The following is a 17,841-nucleotide window of genomic DNA, read 5'->3' on the forward strand; positions in this document are numbered from 1 at the left end:
AGGGGGCTTGCCCCTGTTGCGCTGCGAAGCGGCGCTAAAAACTGTGACGGTTGATCGTCTGGCACACCGCGTTTTACCTGTTTTGCGACTGCTGCGCAGCCGAACGGGGGCAAGCCCCCTCGCCACAGGGATCAGTTAAGCAGTTGTCGTCTGCGTCGCTCGGGTCAACCGCTTGTTGAACTCCAGCCATGCCGCCAGCAACGCCATCAACCCGGCACCCACCATCGCTGTGAAGATCTGCATGGCAAAAGCGTCGTCGGTCAGCGCATTGACCATGTCCGCCAAGGGCGCCAGCAGCACGCCCAGACAGAAAATCTCCAGCGAGAAACGACCCATGCGGCAACTTTGCTGCGCCAGCCAGTTTTGCGTCCATCCGCTGTCGGGAATCAGTTTCGCCGTGACGTAGGCCAGGGCGAGAAAATGCAGCAGGCGCACGGGGGACAGGTTGGTCTTGCTGATGGGGTACAGGACGTTCTGCAAGCTCGCCGGCACCATCGCATCGTGTAGGTCCGGCCAGCGCCACAGGACGGTCAACACCCCCGCGGCCACCACATACAGCGCTGCACCGACAAACAACGGCTGGCGCAGCAGTGGGCGGGGTCCGGGCACGCGCGGGCGCTGGCTGTGAATCGCAGCGGCGCCGCCGAGTACGAACAGCAACTGCCAGGCAACCGGGTTGAAATACCACACGCCGTCCTTGATGGCCGCCAAGTTCCAGCCAGCCAGAGGCACCATCAGATACAGCGCCACTGACATCGCGACCACCACCCAGGCCTTGCGCACCAGTATCGGCAACACCAAGGGCAAGCCGGCCAACAGCACGATGTACAGCGGCAATGGGTCCATCAGGTTTGGCTTGAAGCGCAACAGCAGTTCATCGATCAGGGCCTGCTGAGGGTTGCTGATGAAGTGGTGCATGCCCATTTCTTCTACTAGATCCCGTGTTTCCACGTGGCTGTTGGCGAAAAACACAATGCCCATCAGCATCGCCAGCAGGAAGATATGCACCACGTAGAGCACCCAGGCGCGGCGCAGGATTTTCACGCAGGCGATCAGAAAGCCTTCACGTGCCAGGACTTTGCCGTACGCCAGCACCGCCGCGTAACCGGCCAGAAACACGAAAACTTCGGCAGCATCGCTGAAACCGAAGTTACGCAGGGTGATTTGCCCCAAAGGATTGTGAGGCACGTGATCCCAAAAGATGAAGATCAGTGCCAGACCACGAAAAAAGTCGATCCGGTGATCGCGCGCTAACGTCATGACAGCAGGCTCGTAACAGCGGGTGAAAATAGGATTGGCCGCGGGTGCAGAAGGTCGCGCGCCCAAGCGGCGGGGCGCAGGGTGGACTGATTCGCGGGCAATTGCAAAACCGGGATATTACCGGATGTCTCGGGTGTTGCCTGAAGGCTTAACCGCTGGTCTGAAAGGTCCTTCAACCTGCGATTTCTGACAGTAGACAGGCTCAAATACTAACAAGTACAACGTTCTTGAAACGGGAGCCTCACATGAGACTGTTGTGGAAGGGGCTGTCCAGTTACACGGTGATCGGGGTCGCCAACACCCTGATCCACTGGCAGGTCTTTTTCCTGCTGAGCGTGGCGGCCGGCCTCAGTCAGGCGCTCAGCAACCTGGCGGCCTTCTGCGTGGCAGCGTCGTTTTCCTTCTACATGAACGCGCAATTTACCTTCGCCGCCAGTGCCTCGGTCGGCGGATATCTGCTGTTTGTTTCGGGCATGGGGGCGTTGAGCCTGGGTGTCGGCCATCTGGGCGACATCTGGCGATTGCACGGCTTGCTCACCGTAGCCCTGTTTTCAGCGTTGAGCCTGGTGTTCGGATTCCTGTATTGCAAATACCTGGTGTTTCGCGAGCGTGATCAATGAAAATCTCGCTCATTGTCCCGGTGTTCAACGAAGAGCAGTCAATCAACCTGTTTTACCAGGCCGTGCGCCGCGAGCTGGTGCTGCGCGACGCCGAGGTTGAAATCGTCTTCATCAACGACGGCAGCTCCGACCGCACGGCCGAACAGGCTACGGCACTGGCCCAGGCGGATGATCAGGTCATGCTGATCAATTTCTCGCGCAACTTCGGCAAGGAACCGGCGCTGTTTGCCGGCCTGGAGCACGCCAGCGGCGATGCCGTGATTCCCATGGATGTCGATCTGCAGGATCCGATCAGTGTCATCCCGTTATTGGTCGAGCAATGGCAAAAGGGCGCCGATGTGGTACTCGCCAAGCGCCGCAATCGTGATGTCGACGGCTACCTCAGGCGCCACAGCGCGTCGATTTTCTACCATGTGCTCAATCGCATCGCCTACACCCGCATCGAGGAAAACGTCGGCGACTTCCGGCTGATGGATCGCAAGGTGGTCGACGTGATCCGCTCCCTGCCCGAGCATCAGTTGTTCATGAAAGGTGTGTTGTCGTGGGCAGGTTTCAACACCGTGGTGGTGGAGTTCGAACGGGCAGGCAGGGTGGCGGGGAACAGCAAGTTCAATGGCTGGAAGCTGTGGAACCTGGCACTGGAGGGCGTGACCTCGTTCAGCACCGTGCCGCTGCGCTTGTGGACCTACGTCGGTGGCGGCCTTTCGATTTTCGCGGTGCTTTACGCGGTGTACATGGTGCTGGACAAGATTTTCTTCGGCAACAGCGTCCCCGGTTATCCGTCGCTGATGACCGCGATCCTGTTTCTCGGCGGCGTGCAGCTGATCGGCATCGGCATCCTCGGCGAGTACATCGGGCGCATCTACATCGAGGCCAAGCACCGGCCGCGTTATGTGATCAAGGACATCGTCGGTGGCAAAGACCGGGGCAGGCGCTAGCATGGGCCGGCTCAGCGACTTCTTCGTTCGCGAGCTCAGCCGGCATCAGGTCTGGCGGTTTTTTCTGTTCGCGACCTTCTTGTTTGTCCTGCCGTTGATCCTCGCGGACTATCCCTACATCGATGACAACTGGCGCTCGCTGGCGGCGGGCTTGGCCTGGTCCGAGCAGGGACGGCTCTTTGCCCAGCTGTTCTACAACGCGTTGACCTTCAGCCATGCCGCACCGAACGTCTTTCCCTTGCCCTTGTTGATCGCCATGCTGGCCATGGCATCGGCGCTGACCAGTCTGGCATTCCATTACTGTCCCCGGCCGACCATCGGCAGTTGCCTGGTGGTATTGCCGCTCTGGTACAACCCGTTCTTTCTGCAGAACCTGTCCTACCAATACGACGGACCCGCTACGACCCTGAGCCTGGTCGCGGTGATCTACGCCATTACCTTTCGTCATCCGTGGCGCAGCGTGCAATGGCTGGTGCCCGCGTTCCTGATTGCACTGGCGCTGGGCTTGTATCAGATCAGCCTGAATGTGTTCCTGGGCCTGTGTTGCCTGGAGTTGCTCAGGGCCGCCAACGATAAGACGTCGCCGTTGCCGTGGCGCGACTTGCTGGGCTGGAAAGCCGCGCAGGTGATCCTCGGCGGGTTCATCTACAGCATCAGTGCTTATCCGTTCATGGGCTCGAATCGCACATTGCTGCTCGATTGGGCGGGCGACCCCTTGTTGCAGATCGAGATCAACATCGGCCGGGTCCTGGAAAAAGTCGTGCTGCTGTTCCATGGCGGATGGCTCTGGGTGTTCGGCGGGTTGCTGCTGTTTGCGTTGGTCGGGGCGGTGCAGTTGGGAGGGCGCGTAGCGGCGCGCCAGGACAGCGCGCCGAAGAAACTGTTGATCGGCCTGATGTGTTTGCTGGCCGTGCCGGTGGTGACGTTGCTGGTGTCCGGTGTCGCGCTGTTTTTCCGTGACTTCAACGAGGGCGCCCGAACCTTGATGGGCTTCGCTGTGCTGCTGGTGTTGCTGTTTTATTTGAGTCATCTGGCGTTGGCGTCGATCCATGAGCGACTGCCACTGTTGTTGATCATTCCGTTGCTGGCGATGCTGTCGTTGTCGTTCGCCTATGGCCGGGTGCTGACGATGCAGAAAACCTTCGCGTCCACGGCGCTGGCCAGCCTTTCGTACGACATCGCCAGCCGTCAGGCGCTGCGCGAGGCCAGGCTGATTTACCTTTCGGTGAGCTATTCGGACCACTGGTTAACGGCGGCGGCCGGCTCGTTCAAGCAGATGCCAGTGTTGCACTACCTGCTCAATATCGACTTCTACATGCTGGCGGAGAATCTGCCGAAAGCAGGTATCACCAATGTGGTGGCGGAGCGGGAGCGGCGCAATGCGACGCGGGTCGGCTATCAGGGTTATCCGGCGCTGGTGGACAGCCAGTACTACCGGATTTACCTGATCGGTGATTACGGTTTTATCGTGATGAAAGAGCCGCCCCCGATCAAAACGCTGCATTGGTGAGACGCCATTTCGACCGGGGCGGCGAGGTTACGCGGCCTCTATTTCATGGGGCTCGAAACTGTCCGCCCGGGCCATCTGCCACATCCGCGAGTAGAACTCGCCATTCACTTCACCGGTCAGCAATTCCCCCGGCTTGAGGAACACGTGCAACTGCGAGAACAGCTTGATCTCGGTCGCCGACATGCGTCGCACCAGGTGCTTGGCGGACAACTGCGACGGATGTTCGAGGCCGGCGGCGGCGAGCATTTCCGCCAGGGCCTTGAGGGTGTTGCGGTGGAAGTTGAATACGCGCTGGGCCTTGTCCGGCACCACCAGCGCGCGCTGGCGCAGGGTGTCCTGGGTGGCGACGCCGGTCGGGCATTTGTTGGTGTGGCAGCTCTGCGACTGGATGCAGCCGATGGCGAACATGAAGCCGCGCGCCGAGTTGGCCCAGTCGGCACCGATGGCGAGCACGCTGGCGATGTCGAAGGCGCTGACGATCTTGCCGCTGGCGCCGAGCTTGATCTTGTCCCGCAGGTTCAGGCCCACCAGGGTGTTGTGCACGAACAGCAGGCCTTCGCGCATCGGCACGCCGATGTGGTCGGTGAACTCCACAGGCGCCGCGCCGGTGCCGCCTTCCTTGCCGTCAACGACGATGAAGTCCGGGAGGATGCCGGTCTCCAGCATGGCCTTGGCGATGCCCATGAATTCCCACGGATGACCGAGGCAGAATTTGAAGCCCACCGGTTTTCCGCCGGACAGTTCACGCAGTTGTGCGATGAAATGCATCATTTCGATGGGCGTGGAAAACGCGCTGTGGCGCGACGGTGACACGCAGTCTTCGCCCATCAGGATGCCGCGGGTTTCGGCGATTTCCCGGGTGACCTTGTGCTTGGGCAGGATGCCGCCGTGACCGGGCTTGGCGCCCTGGCTCATCTTGATTTCGATCATCCGCACCTGCGGCGTCCGGGCTTGCGCCGCGAAGCGCTCCGGGTCGAAGCGCCCGTCGCTGGTGCGGCAGCCAAAGTAACCGCTGCCCAGTTCCCAGGTCAGGTCGCCACCGTTTTCCCGGTGATAGGGGCTGATGCTGCCTTCGCCGGTGTCATGGGCGAAATTGCCGAGCTTGGCGCCCTGGTTCAGCGCGCGGATGGCGTTGGCGCTGAGGGAACCGAAACTCATGGCCGAGATGTTGAACACCGACGCCGAATACGGCTGGGTGCACTGCGGGCCGCCGACGGTGACGCGGAAACCGCTCGGGTCGCTCAAGGGTGCCGGGCGCATGGAGTGGCCGATGAATTCGAACCCCGACTGGTACACGTCAATCAGCGTGCCGAAGGGTTTGTCGGCGGTTTCGTTCTTGGCTCGGGAATAGACCAGCGAGCGCTGGGCGCGGGAGAAGGGCAGGGCGTCGCTGTCGGATTCGAGCAGGTACTGGCGGATTTCCGGGCGGATGCCTTCGACCAGATAACGGATATTGCCGAGGATGGGATAGTTGCGCCGCACTGCGTGCGGACTTTGCAGCAAGTCGAACAGGCCGATCAGGCTGAGGACGGCAGTGACAGCGGTAATCGGCCAGAGCCAGTCGTATTGAAGAAAGGGCAGGCTGGCGAGGGTGAAGATCACGCAGACGGCAAAGAAGGCGTAGCGGCTCAGGAGTGACAGGCTCATACGGGTTCCTTGGGTTCGGACTCAAATTTTTGGCTAAACGCAAACACTGTGGGAGCGGGCTTGCTCGCGAAGACGGAGTCACATCCAGCACCTTTGTTGACTGACACACCGCTTTCGCGAGCAAGCCCGCTCCCACATCAAGCAAAGCACCTCATGGGCATCAGGCATTTTGTGCCTGGAGAAAAATCGAAAACAGCTCGGACTGGGATTTGATTCCCAGCTTGCTGTACATGTGTTTCTTATGGACTTTCACGGTTTCGACAGAGATTTCCAGCTTACGGGCGATTTCCTTGCTGGAGCAACCGCTGAGCATCAAACGCCCGACATCCAGCTCCCGGACCGTCAACTGCGCGCCTTTGAGCTGCTGCACCGAAGCTTCCAGTTGCACCCGCCAGTCGGCTTGCGGCGGTGCGGGGGCCAGGGCCACGACTTCGTTGATTTCATAGGGTAGACGCTGGCGCAGCAAACCGAGCACCCAGGGCTGGATCAACGACAACAAGGCAATCTGCTGGCCGCTGAAGCGCTGCTTGCTGCCCAGTGACAGGCACAGCGTGCGGTCGCCTTCGAGCTGGCAATTGAACTGGATTTCGTCGGCCACCACATTCAGACGAAAGTAGCGCTGGTAATACTCGGTCAGCTCGAAGTGCTCCGGGGCCACTTCCGACAGGCGATACAGCCCGGTGCGCGATTGCTCGCGGCAGGCGATGTAGAACGGGTCGAGCAGGTACAGGCCACGCAGGTAATCCTGGAACAACGGGTCGGGGCCGCCGTCCTCGCCGGGACATTCGGCGAACACCTGCGGGCGCTGGTCGGCGCTGAAAAGCAGGGCCACCCAGCTGTCGAAGGGCACGTACTGATCCAGTAGACGTACAAGCTGGGTCCAGAAATTGGGCTTGTCCAGGGCGTCGATCAGTTGCCCCACCGAGCGGTGCCAGGCGATGTCGTCCAACGAGAGTGTCATGCATCTACCCCTATCGTGTTACCCCAGCGGCGTAATTCCCCGCCCGGTTGCTTGCTGCGCATACTGGCGCACAGACACTGACCGGGCAATCTTTCTGCCGCCCGGCCCATAACAAGGAATACCCATGAAGGTCGAACTCGCCCAATTGGCAGGCCGTGACAACGATACGGCTTACAACCTCGAACGCACCCTGGCGGCCATTGCTGCATGCGCAGTCGACACGCAATTGATCATGTTTCCTGAAGGCCACCTGATGGGCTTCCCTTCGGCCGAGACCGTGGCCGAGGTGGCCGAGGCGCTGGAGGGTCCCTCCGTCAGTGCGGTGATCGCCGCCGCCCGCGAGCGCAAAATTGCCGTGGCCATCGGCATGGCCGAAAACGACAACGGCCGTTTCTATAACACCACGCTGCTGATCACCCCCGAAGGCATCGCGCTGAAGTACCGCAAGACTCACTTGTGGGCCTCGGATCGCGGTGTCTACGAGGCGGGCGATCGCTACGCCACCTGCCTGTGGAACGGCGTGCGCGTAGGCCTGCTGATTTGCTACGACATCGAATTCCCCGAAAGCGCCCGCGCCCTGGCGCAACTGGGGGCGGAACTGTTGATCGTCACCAACGGCAACATGGACCCGTACGGCCCGACCCACCGCACCGCGATCATGGCCCGCGCCCAGGAAAACCAGGCCTTTGCGCTGATGGTCAACCGGGTGGAAGAGGGTGACGGTGGTTTGTTGTTTGCCGGCGGCAGTGCGTTGGTCGATCCGCTGGGCAGCTTGTTGTTCGAAGCCGGACGCGAGGAAGGGCAGTTCGCGGTGGAGCTGGACCTGAACCAGCTGACAGCGGCGCGCCAGGATTATCGCTACCTGGATGATCAGCGGCTGAGGTTGCCGGGGGACGTGGTTGAGCATGTTTCAGGATTGCGCGAGCTGCTGATTCCCAAGAGCTGATCCGGGTTCTTTTTGGTTTGTACTGGCCCCTTCGCGAGCAAGCCCGCTCCCACATTGGTTGTGTGAACGCCCGAGATCAAATGTGGGAGCGGGCTTGCTCGCGAAGAGGCCCTGACAGACGACACACCTATTTGCCAGTTGAACCAAGAACAACAACGCAACACCCGTAATTTGCGCCGAACTCGGCTCTGCCATAAATCCAATAAAATTCGGAGTAGTCGCTCATGGCTCGTTTGCAACGCACCCTGTCACTGGGGTCGGTGGTGCTGTTTGGCATCGCCTACATGACACCGATCATTGTGCTCGGCACCTTTGGCATCCTCGCCCAATCCACCGCCGGCATGGTGCCCGCCGCGTACCTCGCGGCGCTGGTGGCGATGTTTTTCACCGCCATGAGCTACGGGCGCATGGCCTCGGCCTTCCCGGTGGCCGGCTCGGCCTACAGCTATGTGCGCAAGGCCATCAGCCCGAAACTCGGGTTCATTGCCGGTTGGGCGGTGCTGCTCGATTACCTGTTCCTGCCGATGGCGATCTGGCTGATCGGCGCGGCCTACCTCAACTCCGCATTCCCGGCCGTGCCGCAGTGGATCTGGGTGCTGGCGTTCATCGGTATCACTAGCGCGATCAATATCGTCGGCCTGAAACTGGCCAATGGCATCAACGCCCTGCTGATGCTGGTGCAGTTCCTGGTGCTGATCGCCTTCGTCGTGTTGTGCGTGCATTACATCGGCGGTGATGCGAGCACACCATTGTGGTCAGTCAAACCGTTCTTCAACGGCGACATGCAGATGCCGCTGATCATGAGTGGCGCGGCCATCGCCTGTTACTCGTTCCTCGGCTTCGACGCGGTCAGCACCCTGACCGAAGAAACCCGCGACCCACGCCGTACCATTCCCCGGGCGATCATGTTGATCACCTTGATCGGCGGGCTGATTTTTGTCGGTGTGTCGTACTTCGTGCAGATTGCTCATCCGTCGTTCCAGTTCGACAACGTCGACTCGGCGGCCTATGAAATTGCCCGCAACATCGGTGGCGACCTGTTCGTCTCGATCTTCCTGATCGGCCTGATCGTCGGCCAGTTCGCCTCGGGGTTGTCGGCCCAGGCCAGCGGTTCACGGCTGCTGTACGCCATGGGCCGCGACGGCGTGCTGCCAAAAGCGTTCTTCGGCACCTTGCACGAACGCTTCGGCACGCCGATCAACAGCATCCTGCTGTGCGCGGTGGTGGCGTTGCTGGCACTGAAACTGGACGTCACCACCTCGACCTCGTTCATCAACTTCGGCGCGTTCCTGGCGTTCAGCCTGGTCAACCTGTCGGTGATATTCCATTACTGGATCGGTGGCGAGAAAAAAGGCCCGCGCGAGTTCGTGCTGTTCCTGCTGTTCCCGTTCATCGGCCTGGCAGCGGATTTGTGGCTGATGGTCAGCCTCGATCACTTGGCGGTGTACCTGGGCTTGAGCTGGCTGGCGATTGGCGTGGTGTACCTGGCAGTGTTGACTGGCGGTTTCCGGCGGCAGCCGCCGGAGATGGATTTCCAGGAAGCGGCGTAAAGGAAACTGTAGGAGCGAGCTTGCTCGCGATAAACCTGAGGGCGCCGATGGGCCTCTGGTTTTACGCGTTTTCGTTCACGACCATCGCGAGCAAGCTCGCTCCTACAGGGCGGACATGTGATCCTTGGCGTTTTTGAGTCAAGGGGCTTCTGTTTATGTCGACGTTTTCCATGCCAACCTCCGGGATTATCCGCATCGCCGCTGCCCTGCTGATCGGCCCTGACGGCCGCACGTTGCTGGTGCGCAAGCGCGGGACCACGGCGTTCATGCAGCCGGGTGGCAAGATCGAGCCGCATGAATTGCCGGTCCATGCCCTCGCCCGGGAGCTGGAAGAAGAGCTGGGTCTGGACATCGACCCGGCGCAGGCCGTCTACCTCGGTCACTTCTCGGCACCGGCCGCCAATGAGCCGGGGCATGTCGTACACGCCGAGATTTTTCAGCTGCACATCGATGTCGACGTGACACCCGCGGCGGAAATCGAAGAAGTGATCTGGATCGACCCGGCCACCGACGGCGATGTCACCTTGGCGCCATTGACACAGGACCTGATCCTGCCGTTTTATCGAGCATCGTTGACCGCGATCGCTTGATCATTACGCAAAGGACTTCGCCCATGATCCCGCTTCAAGACCTGCTGATTTTTGCCGCTGCCGCGTTGCTGATGGTGCTCACGCCGGGGCCGAACATGATCTACCTGATCTCTCGTTCGATCTGCCAGGGGCGCAAGGCCGGGGTGATCTCGTTGCTTGGGGTGGTCGCCGGTTTTCTCGTGCACCTGTTCGCTGCCGCCGCCGGTCTGACGGCGGTGTTCCTCGCGGTGCCGGTGGCCTATGAGGTGTTGAAGTGGGCCGGTGCGCTGTACCTGTTGTGGCTGGCCTGGCAGGCGGTAAAACCTGGCGCGCGCTCGCCGTTCGAGGCGCAGCAGCTGCCCCCGGACTCGTCACGCAAGCTGATCACCATGGGCTTTCTGACCAGTGCCCTGAACCCGAAAATCGCGGTGTTCTATCTGTCGGTGTTTCCGCAGTTCATCACGCCGGAGCACGGCTCGGTGTTCAGCCAGAGCATCATCCTCGGCCTGACCCAGATCAGCGTCAGTTTCTGCGTCAACTTGCTGATCGCCATGTTTGCCGCGGGCATCGCCTCGTGGTTCGTCAACAATCCGGCCTGGCTGGCGATGCAGCGCTATTTCATGGGCTTCGTGTTGTCGGCCCTGGCGGTGCGGTTGATGCTTGAGCAAAAACGGATGGCCTGAACATGTGGATCGAGCGACTGGATGCCAGCCATGCCCTGGACTATCGGGCGCTGATGCTTGAGGCCTACGACCTGCATCCGCAGGCCTTCACCTCGAGTGTGCGTGAGCGGGCGGCGATGCCGCTGGGCTGGTGGGAATCGCGCCTGACCGGCAAGCTGGACGTGGTGCTCGGGGCGTTCGAAGAGGGCCGGTTGGCCGGCATTGTCGGCCTCGCGTTCGAGCCCAGGGAAAAGGCCCGGCACAAGGTGACGCTGTTTGGCATGTACGTGACCGCCAGGGTCCGTCAGCGCGGGCTCGGCTATAAACTGGTTCAGGCCGCATTGGCCGAGGCGCAGGACCATGCGGGTGTGCGCCTGATCCAGTTGACCGTCACCGCCGGCAACGCTGCCGCGTTCAACCTCTACCAGCGCTGCGGTTTCGTCCAGTTCGGCCTGGAGCCGATGGCTGTGCGAGTGGGGGAGGATTACTTCGACAAGCTGCATATGTGGCGCGAACTCTAAGGATCACCAAGATCCCTGTGGGAGCGGGCTTTTGTGGCGAGGGGGCTTGCCCCCGTTGGAGTGCGAAGCGCTCCCTTTGCATTCCTTCAGGTTCACTGCGCTTGCAGGTTTCGCGACTGCTTCGCAGCCGAACGGGGGCAAGCCCCCTCGCCACAAAGACCGCATCGTTTAATTGTTTTATCGAACCGCACTCACCCCATCCAACGTCGAAAACGACGTGTCCTTGGCCGTCAGCAGGAAATCACGCATGTACGGCGCATCGAGCATGTCGGCGCGGATCGCCGCATACAGCGTGGCGAACAAACCTTTCTCACCCAGCCGCTTGGCCTTCACGTAACCCCGCGAGCTGTACTCATGCAGTGCCCAATGGGGCATGCCGCACACGCCGCGACCGCTGGCCACCAGTTGCATCATCATCACTGTCAGTTCCGAGGTGCGGACCTGAGCCGGCTCGATGTCGGCGGGTTCGAGGAAACGGGTGAAAATGTCCAGCCGGTCCCGTTCCACCGGGTAGGTGATCAAGGTTTCCGGGAGCAGGTCTTCGGGGACGATATAGGCCTTGCCGGCCAGGCGATGCTGGTTGGCTACCGCGAGCATCGCTTCATAAGTGAACAGCGGTACATAGGTGATCCCGGCCAGGTCCAGCGGATCGGAAGTCACCACCAGGTCCAGATCGCCACGGGCCAGGGCCGGCAACGGGGCGAAGGAGAACCCGGAAGCCAGGTCCAGCTCGACTTCCGGCCAGGCATCGCGGAACTGGTCGATGGTCGGCATCAGCCACTGGAAGCAGCTGTGGCATTCGATGGCCATGTGCAGGCGCCCGGCGGTACCCCCGGCCAGGCGACTGATGTCGCGCTCGGCGGCGCGCAGCAGCGGCAGGGTGGCGTCGGCCAGTTGCAGCAGGCGCAACCCGGCGCTGGTGAAGCGTACCGGTTTGGTCTTGCGCACGAACAGCGGCATGCCCATGCGCTCCTCCAGCTCCTTGAACTGGTGGGACAGGGCCGATTGGGTCAGGTGCAGGCGGTCGGCCGCATCCACCAGGCTGTCGGCTTCGCGCAAGGCGTGCAGGGTCTTGAGGTGACGGATTTCAAGCACCGGGGGCTCCATGAGAGAAACTTGTCGATAAATCGAAAAGGTTGAGTTTGTCTCATGTTGGTGCCGCTGTCGACCATCAGCACGGCGGAGCACATTACATGCTCCGCCGTGGCTGCTTCACAGCGTGGAAAAGTGTTTGTTACCCAGCGGTTTGCCAATGTCACCGCGCCAGATCGCCTCGACCGTACCGCCGCCGGCGGCCACGTCCTTCTGCCATTGCAGGCCGAGGTTACGTTGAGACGGTAATTTCAGATGGCCTTTGACGAAGTCGCTGAATTGCGGTTTCGTCGAGGTGTAGTGGAAGTGGGCGTACCACAGGGTTTGCGCCGGTTCGCTGCGCAGATCGCGCACCTCGTACTCCTGCAGGAAATCCCGTCGTCCGTCGGTGCGCTTGCCCAAGTCGCGCAATTGGCCTTCCTTGCGAATATCCACCACTTGCTGTTCACGCAGATAGTCCAGATAACCTTCGGTCGGGGTCTTGCTGTTCATGCTTTGATCGATGCGCAGGCTGCGCCCGGTGCGTAGCATCTCATCCGCCCGATTGCGCAGTTGCAGCGCTACGGCATCAGTGGGGGACAAGCGTTCGATGGCCCGGGCGCGCATGGTCAGTTCGGTGGCCTCGCTGCCCATCATGTGTTCGAGGTCGACCGGCAGCATGTCCTGCCGCGCGTAGCCTTCGACTTTGCGGGTGTAGGCGTTTGCCGCCTCCAGCCTTTTCCTGGCTTCTGCCAGCAATGGCCCGACATCCGTCGGCAGTTCCGGCTGCACGGAGCCCGTTGGCTCGCTGAGGTGATATTTGCCATTGGAGCGTGGCAGCCAGGTTTCCGTGTGGCCACCGACCCCTTCGACGGTGAAGCGCTTTTGCCGGGTGACGGCGTCGGTGCTGGCGATACCGATCAGCAACTGGTTGTCTTCGGTCTCGAACAATTGCTGTCCGGGCCGGCCTTCCTTGGGCACCACCGAAGGGCGCGTCTTGATGGCTTGGCGTGCAAAGTCTTCAACCTTGTCCAGGTTATCCAGAAACACCGTGACGTGCTCCAGGTCCAGGTGCTGTGGATAGCCGAGTGTCCAGGCGCCCAACTGGCGACGGAACTCGGCATAAGCGGTCAGGCAGTCTTCGAGAACTTTGTTGCGCTGACTGACGCTTGCGCTCACGTGGGGTAGCTGGTGTTGGGTCAGCAACGCGCGCCCGAGCTTGTTGCGGGCCGTTTTCAACTGCAAGTGGAAGTACGTCCAGGACAGGTCGGTCACCGCGTCATAGTGGGTGATGATTTCCAGGGTGTGTGCGGTTTTCAGATAGAAGTGATTGGCGTCGCTGAATTTCTCATTCACGATCGCCATGTCGTGTGCCATCTTCGATTTTTGCGCCCGGTTAGTGATCCGGCGGTTCCAGCGATTGGCTTCCTCTACTGTCACATAGACTTGATCGAAGTCATTGAGAAAGTCTTTGCGGGCCTCCTTGCGTTGTGCCATGAGCTGCAAATGGGCGACGGTATCGGTGCCCGGCGTAGTGTCCGAGCGGTTGACCAATTGTTCGATACGGTCGAGGTGCTCCAGCAGCCGTTCCTTGAGCAGACCGATCCGTCGCACCGAGCGGTCGACGATGACCCAGGCGCAACGGCTTTGAATGTCTTCGATTTGTGCACGTTTGCGGCCATGGCTGTACAGCATCAGCTCATCGAGATTCAGGTAGTGAGCCTGGGCGATGTCGATATCGCTCGCGCAGGCTGCATCGGCACGGGCGCGAAAGGCCGGGCGCTGGGCGGGTTCGAGGCCAAAGTAGTGCTCCAGCGTGTTGCTGCTGCTGCGGGTCAGGGTATCGAGTTGTCGGGTGTAGGCGTCGGCGGTATGGGTCAGGGTCAATTGTCGACGCAAGGCGCGGTCCGTCCACCAGCGCGGCAGCCAGCGGCGAATGGCGGCAGGCCAGAGCGGGTCGAGCCCGTCGGCCATGTGCCCGAGCACGGCACCGCCACCCACGCCGCCGCCTTCGATCACGGTACCGTACACCCTATAGTGAGTGTTCCACTGGCCCGCTTCATCGAGTGCTATCGGCTGTTTGTAGGTCCGCGTAGAGGTGCCGCTCAAGCGCCAGTGCGGCGGATTGTCCGCCAGTTCGATGCGGTAGATTCGCCCCTGGCTGAGCATGAAGTCGCCGTCGGCGTGTCGATACACATTGCGATAAAGGCCTTCGCTGCCCGGTTGCAGGCCCGCGAGGGAAATCGGCTTTTCATATTCATAACCCTTGAAGCGTTCCAGGGACAGTCGCGCGTGGCGTGGCGTCGACACTTGCAAGGCCCTCGGACTCTTGCCCAGCGCCCGCCACTGACGGCTGCGCGTGGCGGCGCGGACGCCAGCTGGGGTGGAAATGGTGCCGGAGGCAATATCCATGGCCGCGTCGATCAGCGACAACAGCACCGCTTCCACCTCGGCCAGGCCATGGCCGACATCACCGCGCAGGAACGCCGCCACCGCCAGGTTGGCGCTGTTCCAGGCGTCGTACAGGGCGATGGCCGTACCGATGAAGGGCAACATGCCCACGGCCATTTTCAGGTAATTGAACATGGCGCCGGACTTCAAGGCGACCTGTTCCAGGTACAACGCATCATTGGAGCGCGAAGTTGCCCGATGGGCTTCCAGCAAACGGCCCATGTGCGCATTCAGCAAATGCGCTGCCAGGGAGGTGCTGGCTGGCCAGGGCGTACCGACGCCGATCAAGCCGTCGAAATTTTTCACCCGGGCCTGATTGATCCGGCTGACGTGGTGGGCGAAATCCCCCTTCAAGGCACGGCCGGCCAGGTAGTTGACCATCGGGTCGCGCAGGCAGTCGTTGAACAGGCGCATCCGTGCCTGCTCGAGGCTGTCGAACTGGCGCAGAAAAACGCCGTCGGGACTGTCGGGCAGATACAGCAGGGTCAGGCCGCTGATGTGCTCGACGATAAAGGTGACACCGGACAACGTGCTCGGTCCCTCGGCGTGGGTGTCCTTGCCGCCCACCGTCAGGTGTGCCGGCAACAATTTGATGCGCTTGCCGTCGCTGGCAAAGGCTTCACGGCTGGTAGCGTCGATGGCGATTTCCAGCACGCGCTGGCCGTTGGCATCGATGTCCTTTGCCAGCACGGCGAACTCGCCTTGCAGGCGAAGCATCAGGCGCCAGGGTTCGCTCAGGCATTCGTGCCGATATTCATGACTGAACGCCGAGGCCGTCGAGGGGCCGAGGAAGGTCTCGCGGATCAGCGTTTCATACTTCCCGGCCAGATCCAGCTCGGTGACCAGCTTGCGCAGCCAGGACGCATTTATGGTGCTTTTCAGTTTCTGCTGTTGTGCGGCGTCGGCACCGCTGACCTCAACCTTCATGAACGACAGTCGCCACCACATTTCCTGATCGATGTTGCTCAGCGTCAGCTCACCGAGGGGCAGTTTGCTGCGCTGTTCGCTGGCGATCAGCACGTTTTGTTGAGGGGTGCCGGGTGCCGCGCCTTCCATCACGACTTTGCGCCAGTTGGTTGAATCGGGAACGTCGAGCAGCACCTCCACCTGCTGGCTGAGGTTGAAGTCCTGGCGCAGCCGGGCGTCGATAGCCTTGATGGCGAAGGCTTCCCGGGGCGGCAGCTCGCGTTCGAACCACTGCTGGGAGCGTCGCATCGCGGCGATACAGGACTTGAACAGCGTCTTGAGGCGCTCACGCTGCACGGTCGACAGTTCGCGATGCCACGATGGCAGTTGAGCGGCCAGCGCACTGCTGCGGGTTTGTTCGACGATGTGTGCGTACACCAACTCCCGGGCGGCCGAATGGGGCACGGTCAGGCGGGCGAGGGTCTGTTCGCGCAGTTTTTCCAGTTCGACCGCACGTTCGCTGGCACGCGACGGCACAGGATTGGCCGCGATGATCCGGGCCGCCTGTTGTTCACAGCTGTGAAGCTGGGTCTGCAAGGCGTATTCAAACGGCGGGCCATTGAGCGCCAAGACGTGCAGTGCCAGGGCAGGGTCGTTGGCCGGGCGTTTGAACAGTGACTGTTCCAGCTGCTGCCTGGAGGCAAAGCGTTGCAGTCCACCGAAGCGTCCGGGCCAGTAGAGCAACAGGCTGTCGGTCGAATGCGCCAGTAACGCCGAGGGTTTGGCAAACAGCAGAACGCCGTCCAGCTCCTCGGTTTGCGTGCGGGGTGTATCGCCTTCGGTGTCCGTTGCCGACAGTTCCAGCCGCGCGACCACCAGGTCGGCTGCACGGGGCTGATCGGGGGCATCCAGCACGCTGATGAGCCACTGATGCTCTTCACTGTTGATCTGATTCAGGCTCAATTGCAGTTCGGCTTCGGCGCGCAAGCCGTCCTGGCGTGCCTGGTGTAAAGCAGCGTAATGCGCGCCTGGCTGGTGGCGCAGCTCCAGCCATTTGAGTGCATCGGCCATGTCCAGCAGCGCCGTCGCGGCGGTGTTGCTGGCCTGCTCGGCTGTGGTGAGGGCGTCGAGTTGCCGTTGCAGGCGTTGCAGGCGCGGATCGTCGGCGGTACCGGTAAAATCATCACCGAGCAACGCCTCCAGTGCCGCCCGTTGTCGTGCCAGTGCACGGTGACGCATACCCAAAGGGATCTCGGGGCTTAGCTGGCCGAACAGGGCGGCGTTGTCGTCTGTCTGCGCATGCGATGGGTCGGGGGGCGCGACCAGCGCGGCAGCATTATCGGGTCGGTCTGCGGGGGCGACGGACAAGCGCGACAACAGGGCTTCGGCGCTGGTGTGCAGCACCGTCTTGTCGAGGGCGGTGTACTTGACCTTGACCGTGTCCGTCGACAACCGGGGCTGCTCGAACCGCTGCGGTTGATGTTCGATCAACCAGCGCTCCAGTTCAATGCGGCTTTGAAAGGTCATCCAGGCGGATGAATGCGAAGGCAGGTACAACAACTGAGTGACCGGCTGATCGGTATCCCGGGTGATGACCAAGGCACCTGACAGCTGGGTAGACAGTTCTTTGTCATCCTTGAGATTCAGTTGTTCGACATACACCGAGTGTGCGTCAGGCGTTGTTGTTTGCGCTGGCGGGTCGATCATCGCCATCAGCATCTTGACCTGCCCGGCATCCAGGATGCCCTGGGCAAATGCCCATTGGCTCGACGTCTCGAAATGCTGGCGATACAAGTGGATAGCCTGCGCCCGGCGCGAACGATCGGTGCCGAGCGCGCGTGAGCTCCACCAATCGGAGTCGAGGTGGGCTTGCGGGCTCTGCGCCATGAGGCTGAGCCATTGTTCGCGGCATTCTTCCCAGCGCGCCGAGGCGCTCAGGCTCAGGCCTTGATCCGGGTTCGCGGGCAAAGGGAAGGTAAGGCCGAAATTGGCTGCAAGGGGGGTGGTTTCGTCAACCATGACGATGAGTCTCCAAAAGACCGGGCCGTGCCGGCGGTACAGGCATTAGGCGGCAGTCGACAGGAGCTCGGGTGGTACATAGTTATGGTGAGGTTGAATCTGACGCCGGATGACCGCTCGGCACTCTTCATCAAACTGTCATGGAACTGTGGCAGCGCGCTTGAACAAACTTCATCAGACTCGCGCTCTACTGGGGTTCTGCGTTTTGGT

Annotated in this window: 13 protein-coding genes; 8 read left to right on the plus strand and 5 right to left on the minus strand. The window is 61.3% G+C overall.

Annotated elements, in window-relative coordinates:
* Positions 1–135: 135 nt before the first annotated feature.
* A complete protein-coding gene (locus tag KGA88_RS26180) occupies positions 136–1,260 on the minus strand; it encodes an OpgC family protein (protein WP_223595255.1) in 1,125 nt (374 codons plus the stop codon).
* Positions 1,261–1,505: 245 nt separating this feature from the next.
* Between KGA88_RS26180 and KGA88_RS26185 the strand changes: the two genes are divergently transcribed.
* From KGA88_RS26185 to KGA88_RS26195, 3 genes are read left to right on the plus strand one after another with little or no spacing between them, the layout of a single operon-like run.
* Positions 1,506–1,880 carry a GtrA family protein gene (locus tag KGA88_RS26185; RefSeq protein WP_110660673.1) on the plus strand — a complete coding sequence of 125 codons (375 nt, stop codon included), beginning with the start codon at positions 1,506–1,508 and terminating at the stop codon, positions 1,878–1,880.
* Positions 1,877–2,818, plus strand: a complete 942-nt coding sequence (locus KGA88_RS26190; RefSeq protein ID WP_110660674.1) for a glycosyltransferase family 2 protein — start codon at positions 1,877–1,879, stop codon at positions 2,816–2,818. Before KGA88_RS26185 ends, KGA88_RS26190 begins: the two co-directional genes overlap by 4 nt.
* 1 nt (position 2,819) lies before the next feature.
* Positions 2,820–4,328 carry a glucosyltransferase domain-containing protein gene (locus KGA88_RS26195; RefSeq protein ID WP_223595257.1) on the plus strand — a complete coding sequence of 503 codons (1,509 nt, stop codon included), beginning with the start codon at positions 2,820–2,822 and terminating at the stop codon, positions 4,326–4,328.
* Between the two features lie 27 nt (positions 4,329–4,355).
* Here the strand turns inward: KGA88_RS26195 and KGA88_RS26200 are convergent, their stop codons facing one another.
* On the minus strand, positions 4,356–5,975 hold the full coding sequence (locus KGA88_RS26200) for an FMN-binding glutamate synthase family protein (protein ID WP_223595258.1): 1,620 nt from the start codon (positions 5,973–5,975) through the stop codon (positions 4,356–4,358).
* Positions 5,976–6,135: 160 nt separating this feature from the next.
* On the minus strand, positions 6,136–6,936 hold the full coding sequence (locus KGA88_RS26205) for a helix-turn-helix transcriptional regulator (protein ID WP_110660677.1): 801 nt from the start codon (positions 6,934–6,936) through the stop codon (positions 6,136–6,138).
* 124 nt (positions 6,937–7,060) lie between these two features.
* Between KGA88_RS26205 and KGA88_RS26210 the strand changes: the two genes are divergently transcribed.
* The 5 genes from KGA88_RS26210 (at position 7,061) to KGA88_RS26230 (ending at position 11,184) form a co-directional block, all read left to right on the plus strand.
* Positions 7,061–7,882, plus strand: coding sequence for a carbon-nitrogen hydrolase family protein (locus tag KGA88_RS26210; protein ID WP_110660678.1), 822 nt, complete (start codon positions 7,061–7,063; stop codon positions 7,880–7,882).
* Positions 7,883–8,106: 224 nt separating this feature from the next.
* Entirely contained in the window at positions 8,107–9,432 is a 1,326-nt protein-coding gene (locus tag KGA88_RS26215; RefSeq protein ID WP_110660680.1) for an APC family permease, read from the plus strand.
* A gap of 155 nt (positions 9,433–9,587) precedes the next feature.
* Positions 9,588–10,022 carry an NUDIX hydrolase gene (locus tag KGA88_RS26220; protein ID WP_110663195.1) on the plus strand — a complete coding sequence of 145 codons (435 nt, stop codon included), beginning with the start codon at positions 9,588–9,590 and terminating at the stop codon, positions 10,020–10,022.
* 23 nt (positions 10,023–10,045) lie between these two features.
* Positions 10,046–10,684, plus strand: a complete 639-nt coding sequence (locus tag KGA88_RS26225) for a LysE family translocator (protein ID WP_223595259.1) — start codon at positions 10,046–10,048, stop codon at positions 10,682–10,684.
* A gap of 2 nt (positions 10,685–10,686) precedes the next feature.
* The gene (locus KGA88_RS26230; RefSeq protein WP_223595261.1) at positions 10,687–11,184 is read left to right on the plus strand and encodes a GNAT family N-acetyltransferase; all 498 of its coding nucleotides are present in this window, start codon (positions 10,687–10,689) and stop codon (positions 11,182–11,184) included.
* A 177-nt stretch (positions 11,185–11,361) separates the two neighbouring features.
* Here KGA88_RS26230 and metR read toward each other — a convergent pair whose 3' ends face one another.
* Together metR and KGA88_RS26240 are read right to left on the minus strand one after the other, a co-directional pair.
* Positions 11,362–12,279, minus strand: a complete 918-nt coding sequence (gene metR / locus KGA88_RS26235; protein ID WP_015093694.1) for a transcriptional regulator MetR — start codon at positions 12,277–12,279, stop codon at positions 11,362–11,364.
* Positions 12,280–12,396: 117 nt separating this feature from the next.
* The gene (locus KGA88_RS26240; protein ID WP_223595263.1) at positions 12,397–17,631 is read right to left on the minus strand and encodes a dermonecrotic toxin domain-containing protein; all 5,235 of its coding nucleotides are present in this window, start codon (positions 17,629–17,631) and stop codon (positions 12,397–12,399) included.
* Between the last annotated feature and the right edge of the window lie 210 nt (positions 17,632–17,841).

The sequence above is a fragment of the Pseudomonas sp. A-R-19 genome (assembly GCF_019956575.1).
Taxonomy (GTDB): Bacteria; Pseudomonadota; Gammaproteobacteria; order Pseudomonadales; family Pseudomonadaceae; genus Aquipseudomonas.